The organism is Serratia odorifera, from assembly GCF_041448735.1.
GTDB classification, from domain to species: domain Bacteria; phylum Pseudomonadota; class Gammaproteobacteria; order Enterobacterales; family Enterobacteriaceae; genus Serratia_F; species Serratia_F odorifera.
In genome coordinates this window covers 737,127-758,224 of sequence record NZ_JBGMUT010000001.1, presented here as the reverse complement: position 1 = coordinate 758,224, position 21,098 = coordinate 737,127, and the positions used below count along the sequence as shown (strand labels likewise).

At 56.1% G+C, this 21,098-nt stretch carries 18 protein-coding genes; 10 read left to right on the top strand and 8 right to left on the bottom strand.

The features are described 5' to 3' along the window. Positions 1-56 precede the first annotated feature (56 nt). Positions 57-605, top strand: a complete 549-nt coding sequence (locus ACCC84_RS03560; protein WP_004963747.1) for a metal-dependent hydrolase — start codon at positions 57-59, stop codon at positions 603-605. A gap of 183 nt (positions 606-788) precedes the next feature. Beyond that, positions 789-2,180, top strand: coding sequence for an L-cystine transporter (locus tag ACCC84_RS03555; RefSeq protein WP_371901557.1), 1,392 nt, complete (start codon positions 789-791; stop codon positions 2,178-2,180). A gap of 93 nt (positions 2,181-2,273) precedes the next feature. On the opposite strand, the gene kdgR is transcribed toward ACCC84_RS03555, so the two are convergent. Next, the gene (gene kdgR / locus ACCC84_RS03550; protein WP_004963753.1) at positions 2,274-3,065 is read right to left on the bottom strand and encodes a DNA-binding transcriptional regulator KdgR; all 792 of its coding nucleotides are present in this window, start codon (positions 3,063-3,065) and stop codon (positions 2,274-2,276) included. Positions 3,066-3,268: 203 nt separating this feature from the next. Between kdgR and ACCC84_RS03545 the strand changes: the two genes are divergently transcribed. Continuing rightward, positions 3,269-4,660, top strand: a complete 1,392-nt coding sequence (locus tag ACCC84_RS03545; RefSeq protein ID WP_371901556.1) for an MFS transporter — start codon at positions 3,269-3,271, stop codon at positions 4,658-4,660. 55 nt (positions 4,661-4,715) lie between these two features. Here the strand turns inward: ACCC84_RS03545 and htpX are convergent, their stop codons facing one another. The 4 genes from htpX to msrC all read right to left on the bottom strand — a co-directional run bounded on the left by htpX (position 4,716) and on the right by msrC (position 9,343). Continuing rightward, positions 4,716-5,594, bottom strand: coding sequence for a protease HtpX (gene htpX / locus ACCC84_RS03540; RefSeq protein ID WP_004963759.1), 879 nt, complete (start codon positions 5,592-5,594; stop codon positions 4,716-4,718). Positions 5,595-5,970: 376 nt separating this feature from the next. Continuing rightward, positions 5,971-8,019 (bottom strand): carboxy terminal-processing peptidase, encoded by a 2,049-nt coding sequence (prc, locus tag ACCC84_RS03535; protein ID WP_004963764.1) that lies wholly within the window; start codon positions 8,017-8,019, stop codon positions 5,971-5,973. Positions 8,020-8,038: 19 nt separating this feature from the next. After that, positions 8,039-8,749 (bottom strand): RNA chaperone ProQ, encoded by a 711-nt coding sequence (gene proQ / locus ACCC84_RS03530; protein ID WP_371901555.1) that lies wholly within the window; start codon positions 8,747-8,749, stop codon positions 8,039-8,041. 96 nt (positions 8,750-8,845) lie between these two features. Continuing rightward, on the bottom strand, positions 8,846-9,343 hold the full coding sequence (msrC, locus tag ACCC84_RS03525; protein WP_004963768.1) for a free L-methionine (R)-S-oxide reductase MsrC: 498 nt from the start codon (positions 9,341-9,343) through the stop codon (positions 8,846-8,848). A gap of 249 nt (positions 9,344-9,592) precedes the next feature. Here msrC and yebS point away from each other — a divergent pair, with 249 nt between their 5' ends. The 4 genes from yebS to ACCC84_RS03505 all read left to right on the top strand — a co-directional run bounded on the left by yebS (position 9,593) and on the right by ACCC84_RS03505 (position 15,566). After that, positions 9,593-10,840, top strand: coding sequence for a membrane integrity lipid transport subunit YebS (gene yebS / locus ACCC84_RS03520; protein WP_039992757.1), 1,248 nt, complete (start codon positions 9,593-9,595; stop codon positions 10,838-10,840). Further along, complete coding sequence (locus tag ACCC84_RS03515; protein WP_273867812.1) at positions 10,809-13,442, top strand: PqiB family protein; 2,634 nt, start codon at positions 10,809-10,811, stop codon at positions 13,440-13,442. The genes yebS and ACCC84_RS03515 overlap by 32 nt, the downstream gene beginning before the upstream one ends. Before the next feature lie 106 nt (positions 13,443-13,548). Continuing rightward, positions 13,549-14,988 carry a 16S rRNA (cytosine(1407)-C(5))-methyltransferase RsmF gene (rsmF, locus tag ACCC84_RS03510; protein WP_371901554.1) on the top strand — a complete coding sequence of 480 codons (1,440 nt, stop codon included), beginning with the start codon at positions 13,549-13,551 and terminating at the stop codon, positions 14,986-14,988. Between the two features lie 329 nt (positions 14,989-15,317). Next, entirely contained in the window at positions 15,318-15,566 is a 249-nt protein-coding gene (locus tag ACCC84_RS03505) for a DUF1480 family protein (RefSeq protein WP_004963781.1), read from the top strand. Positions 15,567-15,617: 51 nt separating this feature from the next. Here ACCC84_RS03505 and ACCC84_RS03500 read toward each other — a convergent pair whose 3' ends face one another. Together ACCC84_RS03500 and ACCC84_RS03495 are read right to left on the bottom strand one after the other, a co-directional pair. After that, entirely contained in the window at positions 15,618-16,220 is a 603-nt protein-coding gene (locus ACCC84_RS03500; protein ID WP_273867806.1) for a cysteine peptidase family C39 domain-containing protein, read from the bottom strand. Position 16,221: 1 nt separating this feature from the next. Then, the gene (locus ACCC84_RS03495) at positions 16,222-16,614 is read right to left on the bottom strand and encodes an ASCH domain-containing protein (protein WP_004963785.1); all 393 of its coding nucleotides are present in this window, start codon (positions 16,612-16,614) and stop codon (positions 16,222-16,224) included. 337 nt (positions 16,615-16,951) lie between these two features. Here ACCC84_RS03495 and yniD point away from each other — a divergent pair, with 337 nt between their 5' ends. Together yniD and ACCC84_RS03485 are read left to right on the top strand one after the other, a co-directional pair. Further along, positions 16,952-17,044 carry a small membrane protein YniD gene (gene yniD / locus ACCC84_RS03490; RefSeq protein WP_233092464.1) on the top strand — a complete coding sequence of 31 codons (93 nt, stop codon included), beginning with the start codon at positions 16,952-16,954 and terminating at the stop codon, positions 17,042-17,044. A gap of 124 nt (positions 17,045-17,168) precedes the next feature. Then, the gene (locus ACCC84_RS03485; RefSeq protein ID WP_004963788.1) at positions 17,169-17,378 is read left to right on the top strand and encodes a hypothetical protein; all 210 of its coding nucleotides are present in this window, start codon (positions 17,169-17,171) and stop codon (positions 17,376-17,378) included. A gap of 145 nt (positions 17,379-17,523) precedes the next feature. On the opposite strand, the gene ACCC84_RS03480 is transcribed toward ACCC84_RS03485, so the two are convergent. Beyond that, positions 17,524-18,867 (bottom strand): 2-hydroxycarboxylate transporter family protein, encoded by a 1,344-nt coding sequence (locus ACCC84_RS03480; RefSeq protein WP_004963790.1) that lies wholly within the window; start codon positions 18,865-18,867, stop codon positions 17,524-17,526. A 434-nt stretch (positions 18,868-19,301) separates the two neighbouring features. Here ACCC84_RS03480 and pckA point away from each other — a divergent pair, with 434 nt between their 5' ends. Then, positions 19,302-20,921 carry a phosphoenolpyruvate carboxykinase (ATP) gene (gene pckA, locus ACCC84_RS03475; protein WP_004963793.1) on the top strand — a complete coding sequence of 540 codons (1,620 nt, stop codon included), beginning with the start codon at positions 19,302-19,304 and terminating at the stop codon, positions 20,919-20,921. Positions 20,922-21,098: the final 177 nt, after the last annotated feature.

The window sequence follows — 21,098 nt, the reverse complement described above, 5'->3', positions numbered from 1 at the left end:
TGCAAATCCCCATATACTGGATAAATTACCAGTTTACCAGCCGGAATTGCAACAGCATGACTGCGGAAGGACATCTTATTTTTTCTGTCGCTTGCGCGATCTTCGCCAAGAAAGCAGAAGTGACACCGGTGCTGGCCAACGGCGACTGGTGGCATATCATACCCGCAGCCCTGCTGACGTCTTTATTACCGGATATCGATCATCCCAAATCGGTACTTGGCCAACGCTTGCGCTGGGTAGCGATCCCTATCGCGCGGGCCTTCGGCCATCGCGGCTTTACCCACAGCCTGTTGGCTATCGTCGGCGGCGTGATGCTGTTTAGCCTCGATGTACCACGCAGTTGGCCTATTCCCCCCGACGTCTTGCATGCCATGATCATCGGCTACTTCAGCCATCTGCTGGCTGACATGCTCACCCCCGCCGGCGTCCCCCTGCTATGGCCTTGCCGCTGGCGTTTTCGTCTGCCGCTGCTAAATTCACAAAAGGGCAATCAGCTGGAACGTGCCCTGTGTCTTTGTCTGGTCGCGTTCGCCATCTACTGGCAAGGGGGTTGCACCATTCCGGTGCAGTCGTATTTTGAGCAGTTGAAAAATATTAGACTGTGATCACGAAATATCGGCGTTTTTATATCCATATCGGCGATTTATTAAGCAAAAAATTACTGTGAGTTATATCACATTCGATTTGGATATAAGGGTGGCGCCGCGCAAACTGATACCATATCGACATCGCTACATCGTGGTGCGTAGCCATTTTTAAACTATAAAAAAGATATTGGAGACACGGGGATGAATCTACCGCTCGTAATTAACGTGCTGGTTTTTGTCGCCCTCCTTTTGCTGTTGGCGCAAACTCGCCATAAGCAATGGAGCCTGGCAAAAAAAGTTCTGGTCGGTTTGATGGTTGGCGTGGTATTTGGCCTCGCATTGCAACTGATCTATGGCGCAGACAATCCATTACTGAAAGAATCTATCGGCTGGTTCAACATCGTCGGTAACGGCTATGTGCAACTGCTGCAAATGATCGTTATGCCACTGGTGTTCGTCTCAATCCTGAGCGCCGTCGCCAAACTGCATAATGCGTCATCGTTGGGTAAAATCAGCGTGCTGACCATTGGCACACTGCTGTTTACCACGCTGATCGCCGCGTTGGTCGGGGTGCTGGTGACCAACCTGTTCGGCCTGACCGCCGAAGGACTGGTGCAAGGTACGCAAGAAAGCGCGCGTTTGTCGGCAATTCAGAGCAACTATGTCGGTAAAGTGGCCGATCTGACGGTACCACAGCTAATATTGTCGTTCGTGCCGAAGAACCCGTTTGCCGATCTGACCGGGGCCAGCCCAACCTCAATCATCAGCGTGGTGATCTTCGCTGCCTTCCTTGGCGTCGCCGCACTGCAATTGGTGAAAGACGATCAGGCCAAAGGCCAACGCGTTCTGAATGCCATTGACACGCTGCAGTCCTGGGTGATGAAACTGGTGCGCCTGGTGATGAAACTGACCCCGTACGGCGTGATGGCGCTGATGACCAAAGTGGTCGCCGGTTCCAACATTCACGATATCATCAAGCTGGGCAGCTTTGTGGTCGCCTCCTATCTGGGGCTGGCGATCATGTTCGCGGTACACGCGCTGCTGCTGTCGTTCACCGGCGTTAATCCGGCCAAGTTCTTCCGCAAGGTCTGGCCGGTGATCACCTTTGCCTTTACCAGCCGCTCCAGCGCCGCCAGTATCCCGCTTAACGTGGAAGCGCAAACGCGCCGTCTGGGTGTGCCAGAGTCGATTGCCAGCTTCTCCGCCTCGTTCGGTGCCACTATTGGCCAGAACGGCTGCGCCGGCCTGTATCCGGCCATGCTGGCGGTAATGGTTGCCCCTACCATCGGTATCAACCCGCTGGATCCGTTATGGATCGCCACGCTGGTTGGCATCGTCACCCTCAGCTCCGCCGGCGTTGCTGGCGTGGGCGGCGGCGCGACCTTTGCCGCGCTAATCGTGCTGCCGGCAATGGGCCTGCCGGTGACGCTGGTCGCACTGCTGATTTCAGTTGAACCGCTGATCGACATGGGTCGTACCGCGTTGAACGTCAGTGGATCTATGACCGCCGGCACCATTACCAGCCAGTTGATGAAGCAAACTGACAAAAGCATCATGAACAGCGAAGACGAAGCGGAACTGGTTCACCAGTAACCTTGCCCATAGCAATAAAAAACCGGCGATTACGCCGGTTTTTTTATGTCTGCCTGTCGCTCGTTGATCATCGGTGATGAGAGCATCGCACCGTCAGAACGGATAATCGTGATAACCCTGCTGTTGCGAGATAATACGCGCGGCGTTATGTAACTGCCGAACGTAATCGGATTTCGCATCTTCCGAAAAACGAATGGTCGGGAAGGAGATGCTCAGCCCGGCAATCACCACGCCAAAACGGTCGAACACCGGTACCGCGATGCAACGCAGCCCTTCTTCCTGCTCTTCGATATCCTCGCCAAACCCTTGCGTACGAACTTTATCCAGCACTGGCAACAGGTCCGCGGCGCTGGTAATGGTATGCGGGGTACTGCGGGTAAACTCCACCTGAGACAGAATATCGTTCACCTCTGCACGGTCACGCCATGCCAGCAGCACCTTACCGATGGCGGTACTGTGCAACGGATTACGCCGGCCGATGCGCGAATACATGCGCAGATTATACAGGGAGTCGATTTTATGGATGTATACGATGCTGTCTTCATCCAGCGCACCCAGGTGAATGGTTTCACGGGTGTGGTTGGACAACTCACGCATCTGAATGTCGGCGCTGCGGATCAGATCGACATTTTGTAACGACTTGGCGCCCAGTTCGAACAGTTTGAGGGTAAGAGAATATTTTTCCGATTCTCCCTCCTGCGCTACATAACCCAGCGACTTCATGGTTTGCAGGAAACGGTAGACGGTGCTTTTAGACATCATCACCCGCTGAGACAGTTCGGTAATGCCGATCTCGCGCTCCTCGCCCAGTGCTTGCAAGATACCGAACACCTTGAGCACCGATGAAACAGAATCCGGTTGTTTATCTAGATCTGCGTTAGCCATGGTCAATCCTACTCACCTATTTCTGTTTTAAGAAATTTGAACAAGGGTTTCAGTATAAGCGGAACAATCCGCGCTATGCAATGGATGCCAAGGAATAATCTGCTACTCATCGACGTTTACAATTGTCGGATAAATGGCAGATGAATTCGGCAACAAAACTGTTAGCATGGTCACCTTCCCTGAGTTTAATAATTCTCCATACTATGACGCGTTCCTGCACCGACGGTTTGCCCGTCCCACAGCGCTACGGGGCGATCTTGGCCATTGCTCTCGGCATTACCGTTTCCGTGCTCGATGGCGCGATCGCCAACGTTGCGCTACCGACCATTGCCCGCGATCTCAACGCCAGCCCCGCCAGTTCAATCTGGATTGTCAATGCCTATCAGTTGGCGATTACCGTATCGTTGCTGTCGCTGGCTTCGCTGGGCGATTTGATTGGCTATCGGCGCATCTATCAGGCTGGCCTGCTGGTGTTCAGCATTACCTCGCTGTTTTGCGCCCTGTCCGATTCACTACTCAGCCTGACCATCGCCCGCGTATTGCAAGGCTTTGGTGCAGCGGCGATCATGAGCGTCAATACTGCGCTAATCCGTATTATTTATCCGCAGCGCTTTCTTGGCCGCGGCATCGGCATCAATTCGCTGATCGTCGCTTTCGCATCCGCCGCCGGTCCTACGGTGGCAGCGGCGATCCTGTCGCTGGCATCGTGGCAATGGCTGTTCGCCATTAACCTGCCGATTGGCATTGTCGCCTTGCTGCTGGGTATGCGTTATTTGCCGGCCAACGGCCAGAAGAACCGCCAACAGCGCTTTGATCCGCTTAGCGCGGTGATGAACGCCTTGACGTTCGGTTTATTGATCACCGCCATCGGTGGCGTGGCGCAGGGGCAAAGCCCATGGCTGATTGCCGCCGAAATGGCGGCGCTGTTGCTGATTGGCTTTTTCTTCGTGCGCCGCCAGCTGCGCCAGGAATCTCCGCTGCTGCCGGTGGATTTGCTGCGTATCCCGATCTTTGCGCTGTCGATGGGCACCTCCATTTGTTCGTTTGCCGCACAAATGCTGGCGATGGTGTCGCTGCCGTTTTTCCTGCAAGGCGCATTGGGGCGTGACGAAGTGGCTACCGGGTTATTGCTGACGCCGTGGCCGTTGGCGATTATCGTCATGGCGCCGCTGGCCGGACGCCTGGTGGAGCATATCCACGCCGGTCTGCTGGGCGGTATTGGGTTGTCGGTGTTCGCACTCGGGCTATTCCTGCTGGCACTGTTACCGCCGAACCCGCACGATCTGGACATTATCTGGCGCATGGCATTGTGCGGCGCAGGTTTTGGGCTATTCCAGTCACCAAACAACCACACCATTATTTCCTCCGCACCGCGCCACCGCAGCGGCGGCGCCAGCGGCATGCTGGGCACGGCACGCCTGCTGGGGCAAACGACCGGCGCTGCGCTGGTGGCGCTGATGTTCAACCTGTTCCCCACCAGCGGAACCCACGCGGCGTTGATTCTGGCCGGCAGCTTCGCCACCCTGGCCGCCATGGTCAGCTGTCTGCGCATCACGCAATCCCCCGCCGGCACGATTGAACCCAGCGCCAAATAGCAGGCATAAAAAACCCCGGTTAACCGGGGTTTTCTGTTTACATGCTGGCTTGAGGCTACTTCAGGTATTGCCCGGAGCGCAGTGCTTCAATACGCTTGTCCAGCGGCGGGTGCGACATGAACAATTCGCTGAATGTCTTGGATTTACCGTTGATGCAGAATGCCATCATGCTACCCGCTTCCTGCGGTTCGTAGCTGGTTTTCAGCCGTTGCAATGCGGCAATCATTTTCTCGCGGCCGACCAGTTTGGCGGAGCCGGCATCAGCATAAAACTCACGGTGACGCGAGAACCACATGGTGATGATACTCGCCAAAATCCCGAACACCAGCTCCAGCACCATTGACACCGCGAAGTAGATCATCGGGTTGCCGTTGCTTTCGCCTTCCCCGTCTCGGTTGCCCAGGAAACCGGCAGCCACCTGCGCCAACAGGCGGGAAATAAAGATCACGAAGGTGTTCACGATACCCTGGATCAAGGTCATGGTCACCATGTCGCCGTTGGCCACGTGGCTGATTTCGTGCGCGATAACCGCTTCTGCTTCGTCACGGCTCATGTTTTGCAACAGGCCGGTGCTGACGGCAACCAACGAGGCATCGCGGCGTGCGCCAGTAGCAAATGCGTTGATATCCGGCGCATGATAGATAGCCACCTGCGGCATGGCAATGCCCGCCTGCTGCGACTGACGACGCACGGTTTCCAACAGCCAGTTTTCGGTTTCGTTACGCGGTTGTTCAATCACTTCCCCGCCGACGGAGCGCAGCGCCATCCATTTGGACATCAGCAGAGAAACGAACGCACCGCCGAAGCCGAACAGACCGGCCATGATCATCAGGCCCTGAACGCTACTGGACTGGATTCCTGTCAGGCTGAGCACCAGCCCGAAAACCAACATCACCGCCAGGTTGGTGAGCAGGAACAGAGCTATACGCATCATAAAATGTTTACTTCCTCATAAATGTTAACAAAACGCTGCTTGGGATACCCAGATCGTATGGGCATCTGTCACAGTTTCAAGCGTTGTCCGCCATTAACCCACTAAAAATACGAAACTTTACAAAAACGGCGCTTGCTGCCAGTTTCGTAAATTGTAAACGATTGTTGCGGATAACGGTGGGTTTTTATCGTGGTTCGCGAAAGTGACGTTTTGTTTGCACCAGGTACGCCATTAAGGATTGCCGGTTGAAAAATGCACATGGTGCATGAGATTGGCAACGGACTCACAACGATGAAATCATCCCTGCACCGCAACGCCTAATTTCAGCATTAAAAAACGCACCCGAAGGTGCGTTTTACTTTCTGCCAGCGCCGCGTTATTTGGCGGCGGCCGGTTGTGTGGCTGGCTGATCTTTCTCAAGATGAGACAGTTCCAACGCGATATGCACCGTTTCATCCAGGTACGGATCCGGTTCCTGGTAATCCTTCGGCAAGGCATCCAGCGATTTCAACGGTTTCTTGCCGGCACGCTCCAGGCGATCGTTAATACGCTGCAAGCGGGTCGCGTCATCGTCGTGGTTCTCTTTCTCGCGCTGGGCCAGATTGAGCGAAACAATGTTGCGTTTATCCTTCAGCGCCTTGTAATGGGCGATGTCTTGCGCGATGTACTGGAACTCTGGGTTTTTGGCGATGCGCTGCTGGTGATCCTTCAGCAGTTCAGGCACAAATGGCTTCATATCGCCGACCTTGGTATAGGTGGCGGCATTGATGCTGTCCCACGGCATGGCGTTGTCTTCAAAGCTTTCGCCGGTTTCCGCCGGATCGACGCCGGTTGGCATCAGGATATCAGGCGTGACGCCCTTACGCTGGGTACTGCCGCCGTCAACGCGGTAGAACTTTTGAATAGTGTATTGCACCGAGCCCAGCGCCGGCCATTCAGGACGCAGCATCTGATCGTAAATACGGTTCAGTGAACGGTATTGCTGCACGGTGCCTTTACCAAACGTCGGCTCACCGACGATCAGCGCACGACCGTAGTCCTGCATTGCCGCAGCGAAAATCTCCGAAGCCGACGCGCTAAAGCGATCGACCAGCACCACCAGCGGCCCTTTGTAGTAGGTCACGCCATCGGTGTCGGCGTCTTCACGAATTTTGCCGTTGTTGTCGCGCACCTGCACCACCGGGCCGCTCGGAATAAACAGACCGGACAGCGAGACGGCTTCGGTCAGCGCGCCGCCGCCGTTGGTGCGCAGATCGATGATCACGCCCTTGACGTTCTGCTTGGCCATCTTCTGCAGCTGAACTTTGACGTCATCGGTCAGGCCAACGTAAAAGCCGGGGATATCCAGCACCGCAATCTTTTCCTTGCCGACGGTTTTGATGGTCATCTTCACCGCGCGGTCTTCCAGTCGAATGCGCTCACGGGTCAGGGTGACCACGCGCGTCTTGGTGCCCTTGCCGGCTGGCAGGATTTCCAGGCGCACCTTGCTGCCCTTCGGCCCCTTGATCAGTGAAACAACGTCGTCCAGACGCCAGCCGATGACGTCCACCATCCCTTTACCAGCCTGACCAACGCCGACAATCCGATCGCCAACGGTGATCGATTTGCTCTTCGCCGCCGGGCCGCCCGGCACCATCGAATTGATCAGGGTGTAGTCGTCATCCATTTGCAATACCGCACCGATGCCTTCCAGCGACAGGCTCATTTCGGTATTAAACTGTTCGGTATTGCGTGGTGACAGATAGTTGGTATGCGGGTCGATTTCATGCGCAAAGGCATTCATCGCCAGTTGGAACACGTCTTCGCTGTTGCTTTGCGTCAGGCGTTTGATGGCGAACTGATAGCGTTTGGTCAGCGTTTCGCGAATTTCCTTGTCGCTCTTGCCGGTCAGCTTGAGGTTCAACTGGTCATATTTGACCTTGGCATCCCACAGACGATCGAGTTCGGCTTTGTCTTTCGGCCACGGCGCTTTGCCACGGTCGATATCAATAGTGTCATTGCCGGTAAAGCTCATTGGCTTACCCAGCAACGACAAGGCATAGGTGTAACGCTCAAAGCGGCGTTTCTGCGCCAGATTAAACAGCGCGTAAGGCGTATCCAACTTACCGGTCTTCAGCTCGTCACCAAACGACTGGCGCTTATCGGCGAACTGCGCAACATCGGATGCCAGCAACACGTTGTGGCTGTAATCCAGCATGTTCAGATAGCGATCGAAGATCTTGCCGGAAAACTCGGCATCCAGGGCGAATTGCCGGTAATGGGAGCGAGTAAAGCGCGATGTTACGCGCTCACTCACTGTTGCATGCTGTGGTTCCTGATGCAGCTGCGGCAGTTGGTCGATGCGGATGTTGGCGGTGTCCGCACCGTAACTGACGCCAGCCCACATCAAGGCAGCGACTGCCGTTAATCTGACTAATTTGTTCATGCCTTGGTTGGCCTCCGTATCAGAACTGCAAGTGTTCTGCGCGCACAATCATCGCCAGACCGGAAGAGAGCTGCACACGTACGCCATCTTTAGCGATTTCGAGTACGGTAGCATCCATCGCGCTCTTACCTGCTCTGACTTTGATTTCCTGGCCAATTTGCAGTTTAGAGATATCCGTAACGGGCACATGAGGCTGCTGGTTTTCCTCTTTTGCGGCACGAGGTTGACGAGCTTGCTGCGGGCGAGTGTGTGGACGTGGCTTGCGGCCTTCCTGCGCAGCGCCGCCTTCACGACGAGCGGCAGGTTTTTTACCGGCTGGACGCGGACGACGAGGCTCAGCGGCAGCGGATTCACCGGCGGCTTCACGTTTTTTGGCGTTTTGTTCGGCACGCTGTGCCTGAACGCGCGCTTTGGCTTCTTCAAGCTGTTGGCGGGCATGGTCGACATGCTGCTGTTCGAGTTCGCCGCACGGGTTACCGTCCAGATCAACACGCTGTGCGCCGACTTTGATGCCATACAGGTAACGCCAGCTAGAGGTATACAGGCGCAGTGCAGAACGCAATTGCGTCTTGCTCAGATTCTCTTCCCCCTGCACGCGCTCCACCAGATCCTGAAAAATACCGATTTTAAGCGGACGAGCTTCGCCTTCGGCGCTAAAGCAGAGCGGAAAGCGCTCGGCAAGAAAAGCAATAACTTCTTTACTAGAGTTCAACTTAGGTTGATTTTCCATGAAATTTCCTGATTACAACGGTGTTGCCAACAAGCCGCAGGCATGAACAGGCGCCATTATAATGACGCCATCGCTAAATGCCACGTTAACCGTAGATCAACTTGCCGCTACAGTGACGTATTTCGCACAATTACACTGTTCCAGTTGCGCGCAAAGCCCCGCCACCACTGCTTTCAGGCCTAATTCGTCGTGCTCGTCGAACCGTTGATAAACTGTGCTGTCGATATCCAGCACGCCAATCACCTGACCGCCAACCACCAGCGGCAGCACGATTTCGGCGTTGCTGGCGGCGTCGCAGGCGATATGGCCAGGAAACGCATGCACATCGCCGACGCGCTGAATGCGGTTTTCTGCTGCGGCGGTGCCACAGACCCCTTTGCCCAGCGGAATGCGCACGCAGGCAATTTTTCCCTGGAACGGCCCGAGCACCAGCTGCTTGCCGTCCATCAGGTAAAATCCGGCCCAGTTGACGTCATCCAGCCGCTCATTGATCAGCGCACTGGCATTGGCAAGCGCCGCGATGAAATGGGTTTCGCCGTCAAGTAGCGCCACCAGATCGCGTTTGAATTCCGCGTAGAATTGTTCTTTTGTCATGTAGTAACCATTAACACTCTGTAGATAGCCTTAAGCTCGAGGCTTAGCCCCTATAAAATAAGCATTAAATGCGTATAGTCACAAGGTTAATCATCTGTTGCTTCACAAAACCCTGCCCGACAGGGTATGTTTGCCAGCCAGAAACCCCGTTTACCTGCTTTGCCACCTTCCTTTATAACACGATGGCAAAGACGGCGTTATTTTCCAGCTACGCTAAATAGACCTGCGGGCTAAAGAGCAGTTTTGATGATGAAGATACACGCGATCACCGGCCCGCTAAGCACAGCGCGCCACCAGCGCTGCTGCGAATGCGACCTGCTGTTTATCCTGCCGCCACTGGCGGGCAACCAGGCCGCTTATTGCCCGCGCTGCAATGCCAAAGTGGTCAATGGCCGCGACTGGTCGATGACCCGGCTGACGGCGCTGGCGGTAACCATGCTGCTGCTGATGCCGTTCGCCTTCACCGAACCGCTGATCAGCATTCGCCTGCTCGGCAGCCATATTCACGCCAGTCTGCTGGAAGGCGTCTGGCAGATGAGTCGCCAGGGCGATCCGATCACCGCCAGTATGGTGGCATTTTGTACCATGGGCGCGCCGCTGACGCTGGTGCTGTCGCTGCTGTATCTGCGTATCGGTCATCGGCTAGGCATGAATCTGCGCCCGGTGTTGCTGATGCTGGAACGGCTAAAAGAGTGGATCATGCTGGATATTTATCTGATCGGCATGGCGGTAGCGACGATAAAAGTCAAAGAGTATGCCGACATCGCGGCCGGCAGCGCGTTGATTGCCTATCTCTGTCTGACGTTACTCAGCCTGCTGACCCTGATTCACATGAACCTGGAACAGCTGTGGGAACGCTACTACCCGCAGCAACAGCCACAAGGGGCGCCGTCGGCGTTGCACGTCTGTTTATCGTGCCACTATACCGGCTATGCCGATTCGCGCGGCCGTTGCCCGCGCTGCCATATTGCCATGTGCCACCGCCAACCCTACAGCCTGCAAAAAACCTGGGCGGCGCTGATTGCGGCAATGATCCTGCTGATCCCGGCCAACCTGCTGCCGATCTCGATAATCTATGCCAACGGCGCACGAATGGAGGATACTATCTTTTCCGGCGTGGTCTCGCTGGCAACCTCGGGCAACATGCCGATTGCCGCGATTGTGTTTATCGCCAGCGTGCTGGTGCCGTTTACCAAGGTCATCGTGCTGATCACCCTGCTGTTCAGCATCCATTTCAAAACCTCGCACAGCCTGAAAACACGTATTCGGCTGTTGCGCCTGGTGAGGTGGATTGGCCGCTGGTCGATGCTCGATCTGTTTGTCATCGCGCTGATGATGTCGCTGGTAAATCGCGAGCAATTATTATCATTTACTATGGGGCCGGCAGCCTTTTACTTTGGGTCTGCGGTCATTTTGACTATTCTTGCCGTTGAATGGCTGGATAGCCGATTGATTTGGGATGCACATGCAACAGGAAACGCCGAATACGACGACTGAAGCGCGGGTCAAACACAAGCGCCGCATTTCACCCTTCTGGTTATTGCCGTTTATCGCCCTGCTGATCGCCGGCTGGCTGGTGTATAGCAATTTCCAGGAGCGCGGCACCACCGTCACCATTGATTTCCAGTCGGCCGCCGGCATCGTCGCCGGGCGTACGCCGGTGCGCTATCAGGGCGTCGACGTCGGTACCGTGCAGACCATCAGCCTGAGCAAGGATTTGCGTAAAATCGTGGTGGAAGCCAGCATCAAAAGCGATCTGGAAGATTCGTTGCGCGACGGTACCCAGTTCTGGCTGGTGACGCCCAAAGCCTCGTTGGCCGGCGTTTCCGGGCTGGATGCGCTGGTCGGCGGCAACTACATCGGCATGATGCCGGGCGGCGGTCAACCACAGACTCACTTTACGGCGCTCGATACCCAACCGAAATACCGTCTGAACACCGGCGAACTGATGCTGCATCTGCACGCCGACGATCTTGGCTCGCTCAATACCGGCTCGCTGGTCTATTACCGCAAGATCCCGGTGGGCAAGGTGTATGACTACACCATTGCCGCCGGCAACAAGGGGGTGACCATTGACGTACTCATCGATCGCCGTTTCGCCAACCTGGTGAAGGACAATAGCCGCTTCTGGAACGTTTCCGGCTTTAAGGGCGACTTCAGCCTGGCCGGCGCTTCGGTGCAAATGGAAAGCCTGGCCGCGCTGGTGAATGGCGCCATTGCCTTCGACTCGCCGCCACAGGGGCAACAGGCCAAGGCCGAGCAGAATTACACCCTCTATCCCGATCTGGCGCACAGTCAGCGCGGCGTCAACATCACCCTCGATCTGCCCAGTGGCAAAAACCTGAGTGAAAACCATACGCCGCTAATCTATCAGGGCCTGCAGGTCGGCACCCTGACCAAACTGACGTTGCAGCCCGACAGTAAGGTCACCGGCGAACTGACGATCGATCCGTCGGTGGTAGATCTGATGCGCAGCGGTACGCGTATTGCCATGCGCAGCCCGCGCATCAGCCTGAACGACGCCAAGCTGAGCCAGTTGCTGACCGGCAATACGCTGGAGCTGATCCCCGGCGACGGCGAGCCACAACAGCATTTCAACGTACTGGACAGCAGTGAAACGCTGCTGCAACAGCCCGGGGTACTCACCGTATCGCTGACGGCGCCACAGAGCTACGGCATTGACGTTGGCCAGCCGCTGATCGTACACGGCATCCGGGTCGGTCAGATCCTTAGCCGCACCCTGACCGATGAGGGCGTCAACTTCCGCGCAGCGATTGAAGCGCAATACCGTGCGCTGATCCACAAGGACAGCAAGTTCGTGGTCAACAGCCGGGTAGACGTCAAGCTGGGTCTCGACGGTATGGAGGTGCTTGGCGCCAGTGCGCAGGAGTGGATCGACGGTGGTGTACGCATCATACCGGGCAGCAAGGGCGAACCGGCGACCCAGTATCCGCTCTATAGCAATGCGGAACGTGCCGAAGCAGGCATCATCGGCAACAAACCCAAGCCGACCCTGACGTTGACCGCCAACAGCCTGCCGGATGTGCAAACCGGTTCTGTGGTGCTGTACCGTAAATTCCAGGTAGGTGAAATCGTCGACGTCAGGCCAAAGGCGAATGAATTCGACGTCGATATCTATATCAGCCCGGAATATCGCAAGCTGCTGACCAATCAGACCATTTTCTGGGCCGAAGGCGGAGCCAAGGTGCAGCTCAACGGCAGCGGGCTGACGGTGCAGGCGTCGCCGCTCAACCGGGCGTTAAAGGGCGCCATCAGCTTCGACAATCTGCAGGGTGTGACACTGGACAAGGGCAGCAAACGGCTGCTGTATGCCAATGAAACCGCCGCCCGTGCGGTGGGTAGCCAGATTACGCTACGCACCTACGATGCCAGCAAGCTGTCGCCAGGCATGCCGATCCGTTATCTGGGTATCGACATTGGCCAGGTCGAGTCGCTGAAGCTGGCACCGGAACGCAACGAGGTGCTGGCGAAAGCGGTGCTATACCCAGAATATGTCGATACCTTCGCCCGCTTCGGCACGCGTTTCTCGGTGGTCTCACCGGAGATCTCCGCCGCCGGCGTCAGCAACCTCGACACCCTGCTGCAACCGTACATCAACGTCGAACCGGGTCGTAGTGGACGTGCCCTGCGCACCTTCGAACTCCAGGAAGCCACCATCACCGACTCGCGCTACATGGATGGTCTGAACGTGGTGCTTGATGCGGCAGAAACCGGCTCACTGCAAATCGGTACGCCAGTGCTGTTCCGCGGCATCGAGGTAGGTACCGTGACCGGTTTCTATCTGGGTGCGATGTCCGATCGCATCCACGTTGCCTTGCGTATCAGCAAGAAGTACCAGCACCTGGTGCGTAACAACAGCGTGTTCTGGCTGGCGTCCGGCTATAATCTGCAATTTGGCCTGACCGGCGGTGTGATCAAGAGCGGCACCTTCCAACAGTTCATTCGCGGCGGTATCGCCTTCGCTACCCCACCGACCATTCCATTGGCGCCGCAAGCCAATGCCGGCAAGCACTTCCTGCTGACGGCGGAAGAGCCGAAAGACTGGAAGGAATGGGGGACGGCAATCCCGCGCAATTAACCCCGCCAGACGGCAGGGCTGCCACCGTGCGGCCCTGCCGATACTCTCTGCCCCTCGCTTTATGTTACACTGCCGCCCTCATTTTGACCGTCCATAAGAGTTACCCGTGGCCAAATCTGCTAGCGTACTTCTGCCCCCAGCCTTTCTCGACGCCACGCGCGCGATCATGCCCGCCGCACTGTCGATGGAGGATTTCATCGCCGCCTGCCAACGCCCGCTGCGCCGCAGCATACGTGTCAATACGCTGAAAATCAGCGTTGACGGCTTCCTGGCGCTGGTAAAGGACTACGACTGGCAACTGGCGCCGATCCCCTGGTGCGCAGAAGGTTTCTGGATCACTCGAGACGACGACGCGCTGCGACTCGGCAGCGCAGCGGAACACCTGAGCGGCCTGTTCTACATTCAGGAAGCCAGTTCCATGCTGCCGGTCAGCGCACTGTTCAGCGCAGGCGAAACGCCCCGTCGCGTACTGGACGTCGCGGCCGCTCCCGGTTCCAAAACCACCCAGATCGCCGCATTGATGAATAACCGTGGCGGCATTGTCGCCAACGAATACTCTGCCAGCCGCGTCAAGGTGCTCCATGCCAACCTCAGTCGCTGTGGGGTGAAAAACGCCGCCCTGACCCACTTTGACGGCCGGGTATTCGGCGCCGCTCTACCGGAGTCCTTTGACGCCATCCTGCTGGATGCTCCCTGCTCTGGCGAGGGCGTGGTGCGCAAGGACCCCGACGCCATGAGCAACTGGTCGCCGGAAAGCGTGCACAGCATTGCCGAAACGCAACGCCAACTGATCGACAGCGCCTTCCATGCGCTGGCGCCCGGCGGCGTGATGGTTTACTCCACCTGTACGCTCAATGCACAGGAAAACCAGCAGGTGATTAACAGCCTGTTGGCCAACTACGGTTCGGCGGTCAGCGTTGAACCGCTGGGCGACCTGTTCCCTGGCGCGCACCAGGCCTTGACCGACGAAGGTTTCCTGCACGTATTCCCGCAAATCTATGACAGCGAAGGGTTCTTTGTCGCACGCCTGCGCAAGCATCATGCGGTTGCGCCGCTGCCAAAGCCAGGCTATAAGGTGGGCAAATTCCCCTTCTCGCCGCTGTCCGGCAAAGACGGTGCGCTGGTGCAACAGGCGGCGGAAGCCGTTGGCCTGAGCTGGGATCGGTATGACCATCGTCTATGGGCGCGCGATAAGGAAATCTGGTTATTCCCGGCCGAGCTGGAGCCGCTGATCGGCAAGGTACGCTTCTCACGCATTGGCCTGAAACTGGCAGAACGCTTCCCGAAAGGCTTCCGCTGGCAACACGAGGCGGTGCTGGCATTGGCCGATGGTCACGCAAAGCAAGCCTTTGAGCTGGACGCCGCGCTGGCGCAGGAGTGGTTTCACGGGCGCGACCTGTATCCCGAGCCGCCGCCGCAGGGTGATGAATGCATCGTTACCTATCAGCATCAACCGTTGGGCATCGCCAAACGTATCGGCAGCCGGATAAAAAACAACCTGCCACGTGAACTGGTACGTGATGGCGTACTGGATTTCCATCAGTAACGTCCCTCCGGCGGCAATGTTGATATCTTGCCGCCAACCCGCTTTCTACCCAACTCCCCCACCGTCTGGCACGGTAACCACCAGCAGAGCGGCGCAGGAGCCGGGTTAATGCCAAGGCGGCGCTGAATGCGACACAGAGTGAAAGGCCAGTGGGTGGCTACCAGCAAAACGTCAGTTCCGTGATGGGATATTCAGCCCGGCTAGCCTGATGCCGGCAATAGTGCCAGGTTAAATGTTTACTGTGGCATTTTTTGCACCATTGACTATGCTCATTATGACGGCCTCTAACTGGTCTTACCTCTTACGTCCCGCTTGAGCAAGGAGTCTTCATGAGTGTATCCGTAGTGAAAATAGGCAGCTTTGAGGTCGATGATGCGTATTTGTCTACGTCATCCGAGCAGGCTGAAGGCAAAGGTATTCTGACCATCCCGTGTAAATCCGATCCTGACTTGTGCATGCAGTTGGACGGCTGGGATGAACACACCAGCATCCCGGCAGTATTGAACGGCAAACAATTGCTGTTGTACAAACAGCATTACGATCGTCAGGCCGACGCCTGGGTGATGCGCGTGGCATGATGGTACGCCAGGAAAACGCGCTGTGTTTGCTGAAAGACACAGCGCGTTTTTTTATGCCAGCGCGATACCACGCCCGGCGAAGAATCGCGCAAAGGTGTTGAGTGGCATCGTTACGTTCTCACGCGTTGCCAGGCTGTCTCCCGAGGGATTATGAAAGCGCAACCTGGTACCGTCCGCCGCCGTTACCAGCACCAGATGCCCACCTTTATGTGGCGGCGTCTGGTGCGGCTGGCGGATAGACGGATGCACCGAGGCAATGAAATAACGTCGGGATGCCAGCAAGAGCGGTAAATGTTCGGCACTGAGATCGACGTGCACCTGTGCCTGCAGCCCAAACTGTTCCCCCACATATCGGACGAACGGCGCGTAGATCAGCCCCTTGATGTTATCCCCCTGACGCTGGTAAGCCCCGTACGGCAGGCTACGTCGCGCCAGTTCCAACACCGGCGGTGCCACGCCGTCGCGATCGCGCAGCACCATGTTCAGGCACGCCATGCCGCAGACGTGATTGGCCCACTCACAGTATTCCGCCTGCGTCAGCGCCCCGCTACGCGTCCAGTTGAGGTCGTCTGCCAGACGGGCATCGCCGGCTATCAGCTGCGCCGCCAGCTCCGGCGTGGCCCACTGGCAGCAGTAAGGTACCGGTTTCGTCACCTCAGAACGTCTCGATGACCTTGAAATTCATCAGGATCAGCGACATGTTGGGGGAAAACAGATCGTAGGCCTCAAAGAAACGCTGATGCTCCCGACGCCAGTAGGCCAGCGACCGGTCGCCTTCCCCTTCGGCATAGGCATGCGCCTCGTCAACCTGATCGAAGCTTGTCAGATCCACCGTTGTCAATTCCACCGCACAAACCGGCTCGCCCTTGCCGTTGACCACCACAAAAACATCACCTTTTTGCGGAATGCCGTCCTGGTCCAGGTTCGCACAGGTCGCGGTTTTGGTACCGTTGACAATCAACGCCGCCAGTTGGTCCGCCAACTGTTCTGAATCTGCAAATGCCCAACGTTCGGCATTCTCGTACTGTTTGGGTAGCGCCTTCGCCATGTTTATTGCCCTGTTTGAGTCACTTTGCAGACAGAATAGTACACCGGATAGGCCGCTGCCCGCATCCGCTGCGTGTGTCTTCACTACGCCTGCAGCATCTTTACCGGTTTTTTACCCTAAATCCCTGTGCCTGCGCCGACGCAACAGGCATACTGGACGTTCACCCATTCCATGGCCGGCGGCCAGGCGGTAACATGAAAGACAGCGACAAAGATCCCGATGACACCTTCAGTGATTTATTAAAAGTCATTGCGCTTGTCGTTATTGTCATGGTTGTTTTAGCCATCTGGTATTTCAGCGCGTAAGGCATAAGGAGGAACACGTGGCAAGCAAGCGCATGCGCAGCAAACACTGGAAAATGTTCCTGATTCTGTTGTTGATCTGTCTGGCGCTGCTACTGTTGCGCTGGGCGGCGATGGTATTCGGTTAATTTCCACTATCACACCTCACGTTATCGCTTCCCCTTACCGTTGTTTGCTCTGGTCGCCGGCATCGGTGGCGAATAGCCGCGCCAACTGCTACATTGAGCAAAAATCACCCAACCGAGGTTAACGATGATGTTCTCGGAACAGGAGATCAAACCCGTCTGGGACGAAGTGGCACGGCTGATCGGCGACAGCGTGATGCAAATGCGTCACCGGGGCGAAACGCTGTCGGTAGAATCGCTGGCAAAACATCTTTCACAGCAGTTGGCATGCAGCCAGAATATTGAACGCCGCATCCTGATCGGTGCCGCCATCAACATGCTGAAGGGAGAAAAGTGAATCGCCAACCGGACGGCTGGCGATTCGGCAGATGCTCAAGGTATGCAAGCCCAAGCATCCGGTTGGCAGTGTCTCACGCTAACGTGGCGATATTAATCAGAATTATCGCGATTTTATCATCAGACGGCATTTATCCTCCGAGGCTTTACATCAGCCAGCCCAACAATAGCGTTGCGCCAATTACCGTTGACGCGCCGCCAATACGCGTCGCAATCTGAGCAAACGGCATCAACCCCATGCGGTTGGACGCCGACAAAATCGCCACGTCGCCAGTACCACCCAAGCCGCTGTGACAACAGGTAACGATAGCCGCTTCCACCGGGAACATTTTCAAAGCGGGCGCAATCAGGAAACTCACCACGCCCATCGACAGTACTACCGATCCGCAGACGATCACATAGCCAAGCGAAAATACCGCCACCACGCTTTCCAGCGGCACATACAGCATGCCCAACCCAATCATCAGCGGCCACACCAGAGCTGCGGACACGAACTTGTAAAAACTGTGCGCGCCGGTTTCCATGCTGGCCGGAATGATGCGACAGTATTTGCACAATACCGCAAACAGAATCATCAATACCGGACCGGGAATGTGCACGATATGTTCAAACAGCCCGCCGACGATAAAGAAGGCGCAAATCACCAGCAGGCCACCGCCCATCAGTTGAAAATCCACCTGCCCCCCCTGCTCTTTTATCGCAAACACCGCATTCTCCTGCGCCGAACGGATCAGCATACCTTCACCGCTCAGCGCCTTGCGCTGCATGCCGATACGCGCCAGCACCCCGGCGGTGACGATGGCAAAAATGTTGCCCATCACCGCTGCCGGTGCCAGTTGCGCAACGTACACGTCCGGCGTGGCGCCCAGAATGGCGGAATAGGCCAGCGACAGCGGCAGAATACCCTCGCCAATGCCGCCGCCGATGATCGGCACAATGATAAAGAAAAAGGTGTGGTAGAAGCTGAAACCAAACAGTTTGCCCACCAGCAGTCCGGTGGCCACTGCGGTGACCGTTCCGACCACCAGCGGTACAAACATCCGTATCATGCCCTGGATCAGAATGACCCGGTGCATGCCCAGAATACTGCCGACCACCAGACTGGCGATAACGAAATACAGCAGGTTGGCATCCTTCATCAGCAAATGTACCGTAGCCATGACGTTTGGCTGGAAGAAGTCAAAGTACACCAGTACCGACGGTACCATCAGACATAAAATTGCCGGACCGCCAATATCGCGCAGCAGCGGTATGCTTTTGCCTAATTGCGCCAATGCAAAACCCAGCGTCATGATCACTGCCAAGCCGCCGATCATGTTTTTGGGCAAAAAGTTGGCATAAGCGGAAACCGCCACGATGGCACTAATAGTGATAAACAAGGCTACCGGCACCGCACCGATATCCAATTGACGTAATTGATTAATTATTCCGGATGAGTCCGATTGCGCTGTGTTTTTCTCACAGGCAAGTTCTGCGTTTAACTGTTTCATTATTCACCCTGCTGGAAAGTGTCGGGATTGAAGCGCTTCGCCGAATGGCAATCAGCTTAATTAATCAATAAAAACAATCAATTAATCACAACCCTAAGACCGGATGGGATGGATTCTTATTTGTGGATAAAACACTAGACAACCCTGACGATATGATAAAAAATAAAAAATAAGAACAAAATTGACTCGCGTAAATTAAATATTGTGAGCCTGCGCCAAGGTTGATTTTAATTAATTATCGTCAGCGTTTTGTAATTAAATTAATCAGTCAAAAATTCGCTGCTATGCTATACGGGAAAGCCTGTCGTCAGGCCTTTCATTAATAAGAATCGGAGCGGTGCAAGCTGAATCCGGTCAGCTACATCTGAACCCGTATTTCAATACGCCGCCGCATATTGAAAACGGGCATAATATCGCCAATAAGGAAGTAGAATATGTCTTCAACCGCTGTTACCCCTCAAACTCTCGCACGTTATGGTATTCACCACGCAATCGATGTCGTCTACAACCCTAGCTATGAACTGCTGTTCAACGAAGAGACGCGCGCCGACTTGCCGGCACTGGAGCGCGGCACCCTGACCAGCCTGGGCGCCGTCAATGTGGATACCGGTGAATTCACCGGTCGTTCGCCAAAAGACAAGTATATCGTGCGCGACGACACGACCCGCGACACCGTCTGGTGGTCCGATAACGGTACCGGTAAGAATGACAACCAGCCGCTGTCGCCAGAGGTCTGGCAGCAGTTGAAAGCGCGGGTTGGCGAACAACTGTCTGGCAAACGCCTGTTTATCGTGGACGCATTCTGCGGCGCCAACGCCGACAGCCGTCTGAAAGTACGCTTCATTACCGAAGTCGCCTGGCAGGCGCACTTTGTAAAAAACATGTTCATCCGCCCGAGCGACGACGAACTGGCAGACTTTGAACCGGATTTTGTGGTGATGAACGGCGCCAAGTGCACCAACCCGGACTGGCAGCAACAGGGGATGCACTCTGAAAACTTTGTTGCCTTTAACCTGACCGAACGTATGCAACTGATCGGCGGTACCTGGTACGGCGGCGAAATGAAGAAAGGCATGTTCTCGATCATGAACTACCTGCTGCCGCTGAAGGGCATCGCCTCGATGCACTGCTCGGCCAACGTCGGCCAACAGGGCGACGTGGCGGTGTTCTTTGGCCTGTCCGGCACCGGCAAGACCACCCTGTCCACCGATCCGAAACGCCAGTTGATCGGTGATGACGAGCACGGTTGGGATGACGACGGCGTGTTCAACTTCGAAGGTGGCTGCTACGCCAAGACCATCAAGCTGTCGCCGCAGGCCGAACCGGAGATTTACCAGGCGATTCGCCGCGACGCGCTGTTGGAGAACGTGGCGGTGCGTGACAATGGCACCGTCGATTTCGATGACGCCGGCAAAACGGAAAACACCCGCGTCTCCTACCCGATTTACCATATCGACAACATCGTCAAACCGGTATCAAAAGCGGGTCATGCGCAGAAAATCATTTTCCTTACCGCTGACGCCTTCGGCGTGCTGCCGCCGGTATCACGCCTGACGCCGGAACAAACCCAGTATCACTTCCTGTCCGGATTCACCGCCAAGCTGGCCGGCACCGAACGTGGCATCACCACGCCGACACCAACCTTCTCCGCCTGTTTCGGCGCGGCATTCCTGACGCTGCATCCCACTCAGTACGCTGAAGTGCTGGTGAAACGCATGGAGGCCGCCGGCGCCCAAGCCTATCTGGTCAATACCGGCTGGAACGGCAGCGGCAAACGTATCTCGATCAAGGACACTCGTGGCATTATCGACGCGATATTGAGCGGCGACATCGATCAGGCCGACACCTTTACCCTGCCGATCTTCGGGCTGGCGGTACCGAGCGCATTGCCGGGGGTCGATCCGTCGATTCTTGATCCGCGCAAAACCTACGCCGACGAATCACTGTGGCAAGAAAAGGCCGAAGATCTGGCACAGCGCTTTATCGATAACTTCGCCAAATACACCGTTACCCCAGCCGGCGAAAAACTGCTGGGTGCCGGGCCGACGCTGTAAACGACAAGGGCGCCACGGCGCCCTTGCTCCAATCTTCCGGGGCAGCCTGTCATGCCCCGTTCACGATTATCCGGTTAGCCGTTTACCATCCGTCCCGGTCACGATCGCATTTACCGCAGAAATCAATTGATTGTTTTGCCATCTAAATTTAGAACGGTCGAACAATAACAGATTAAC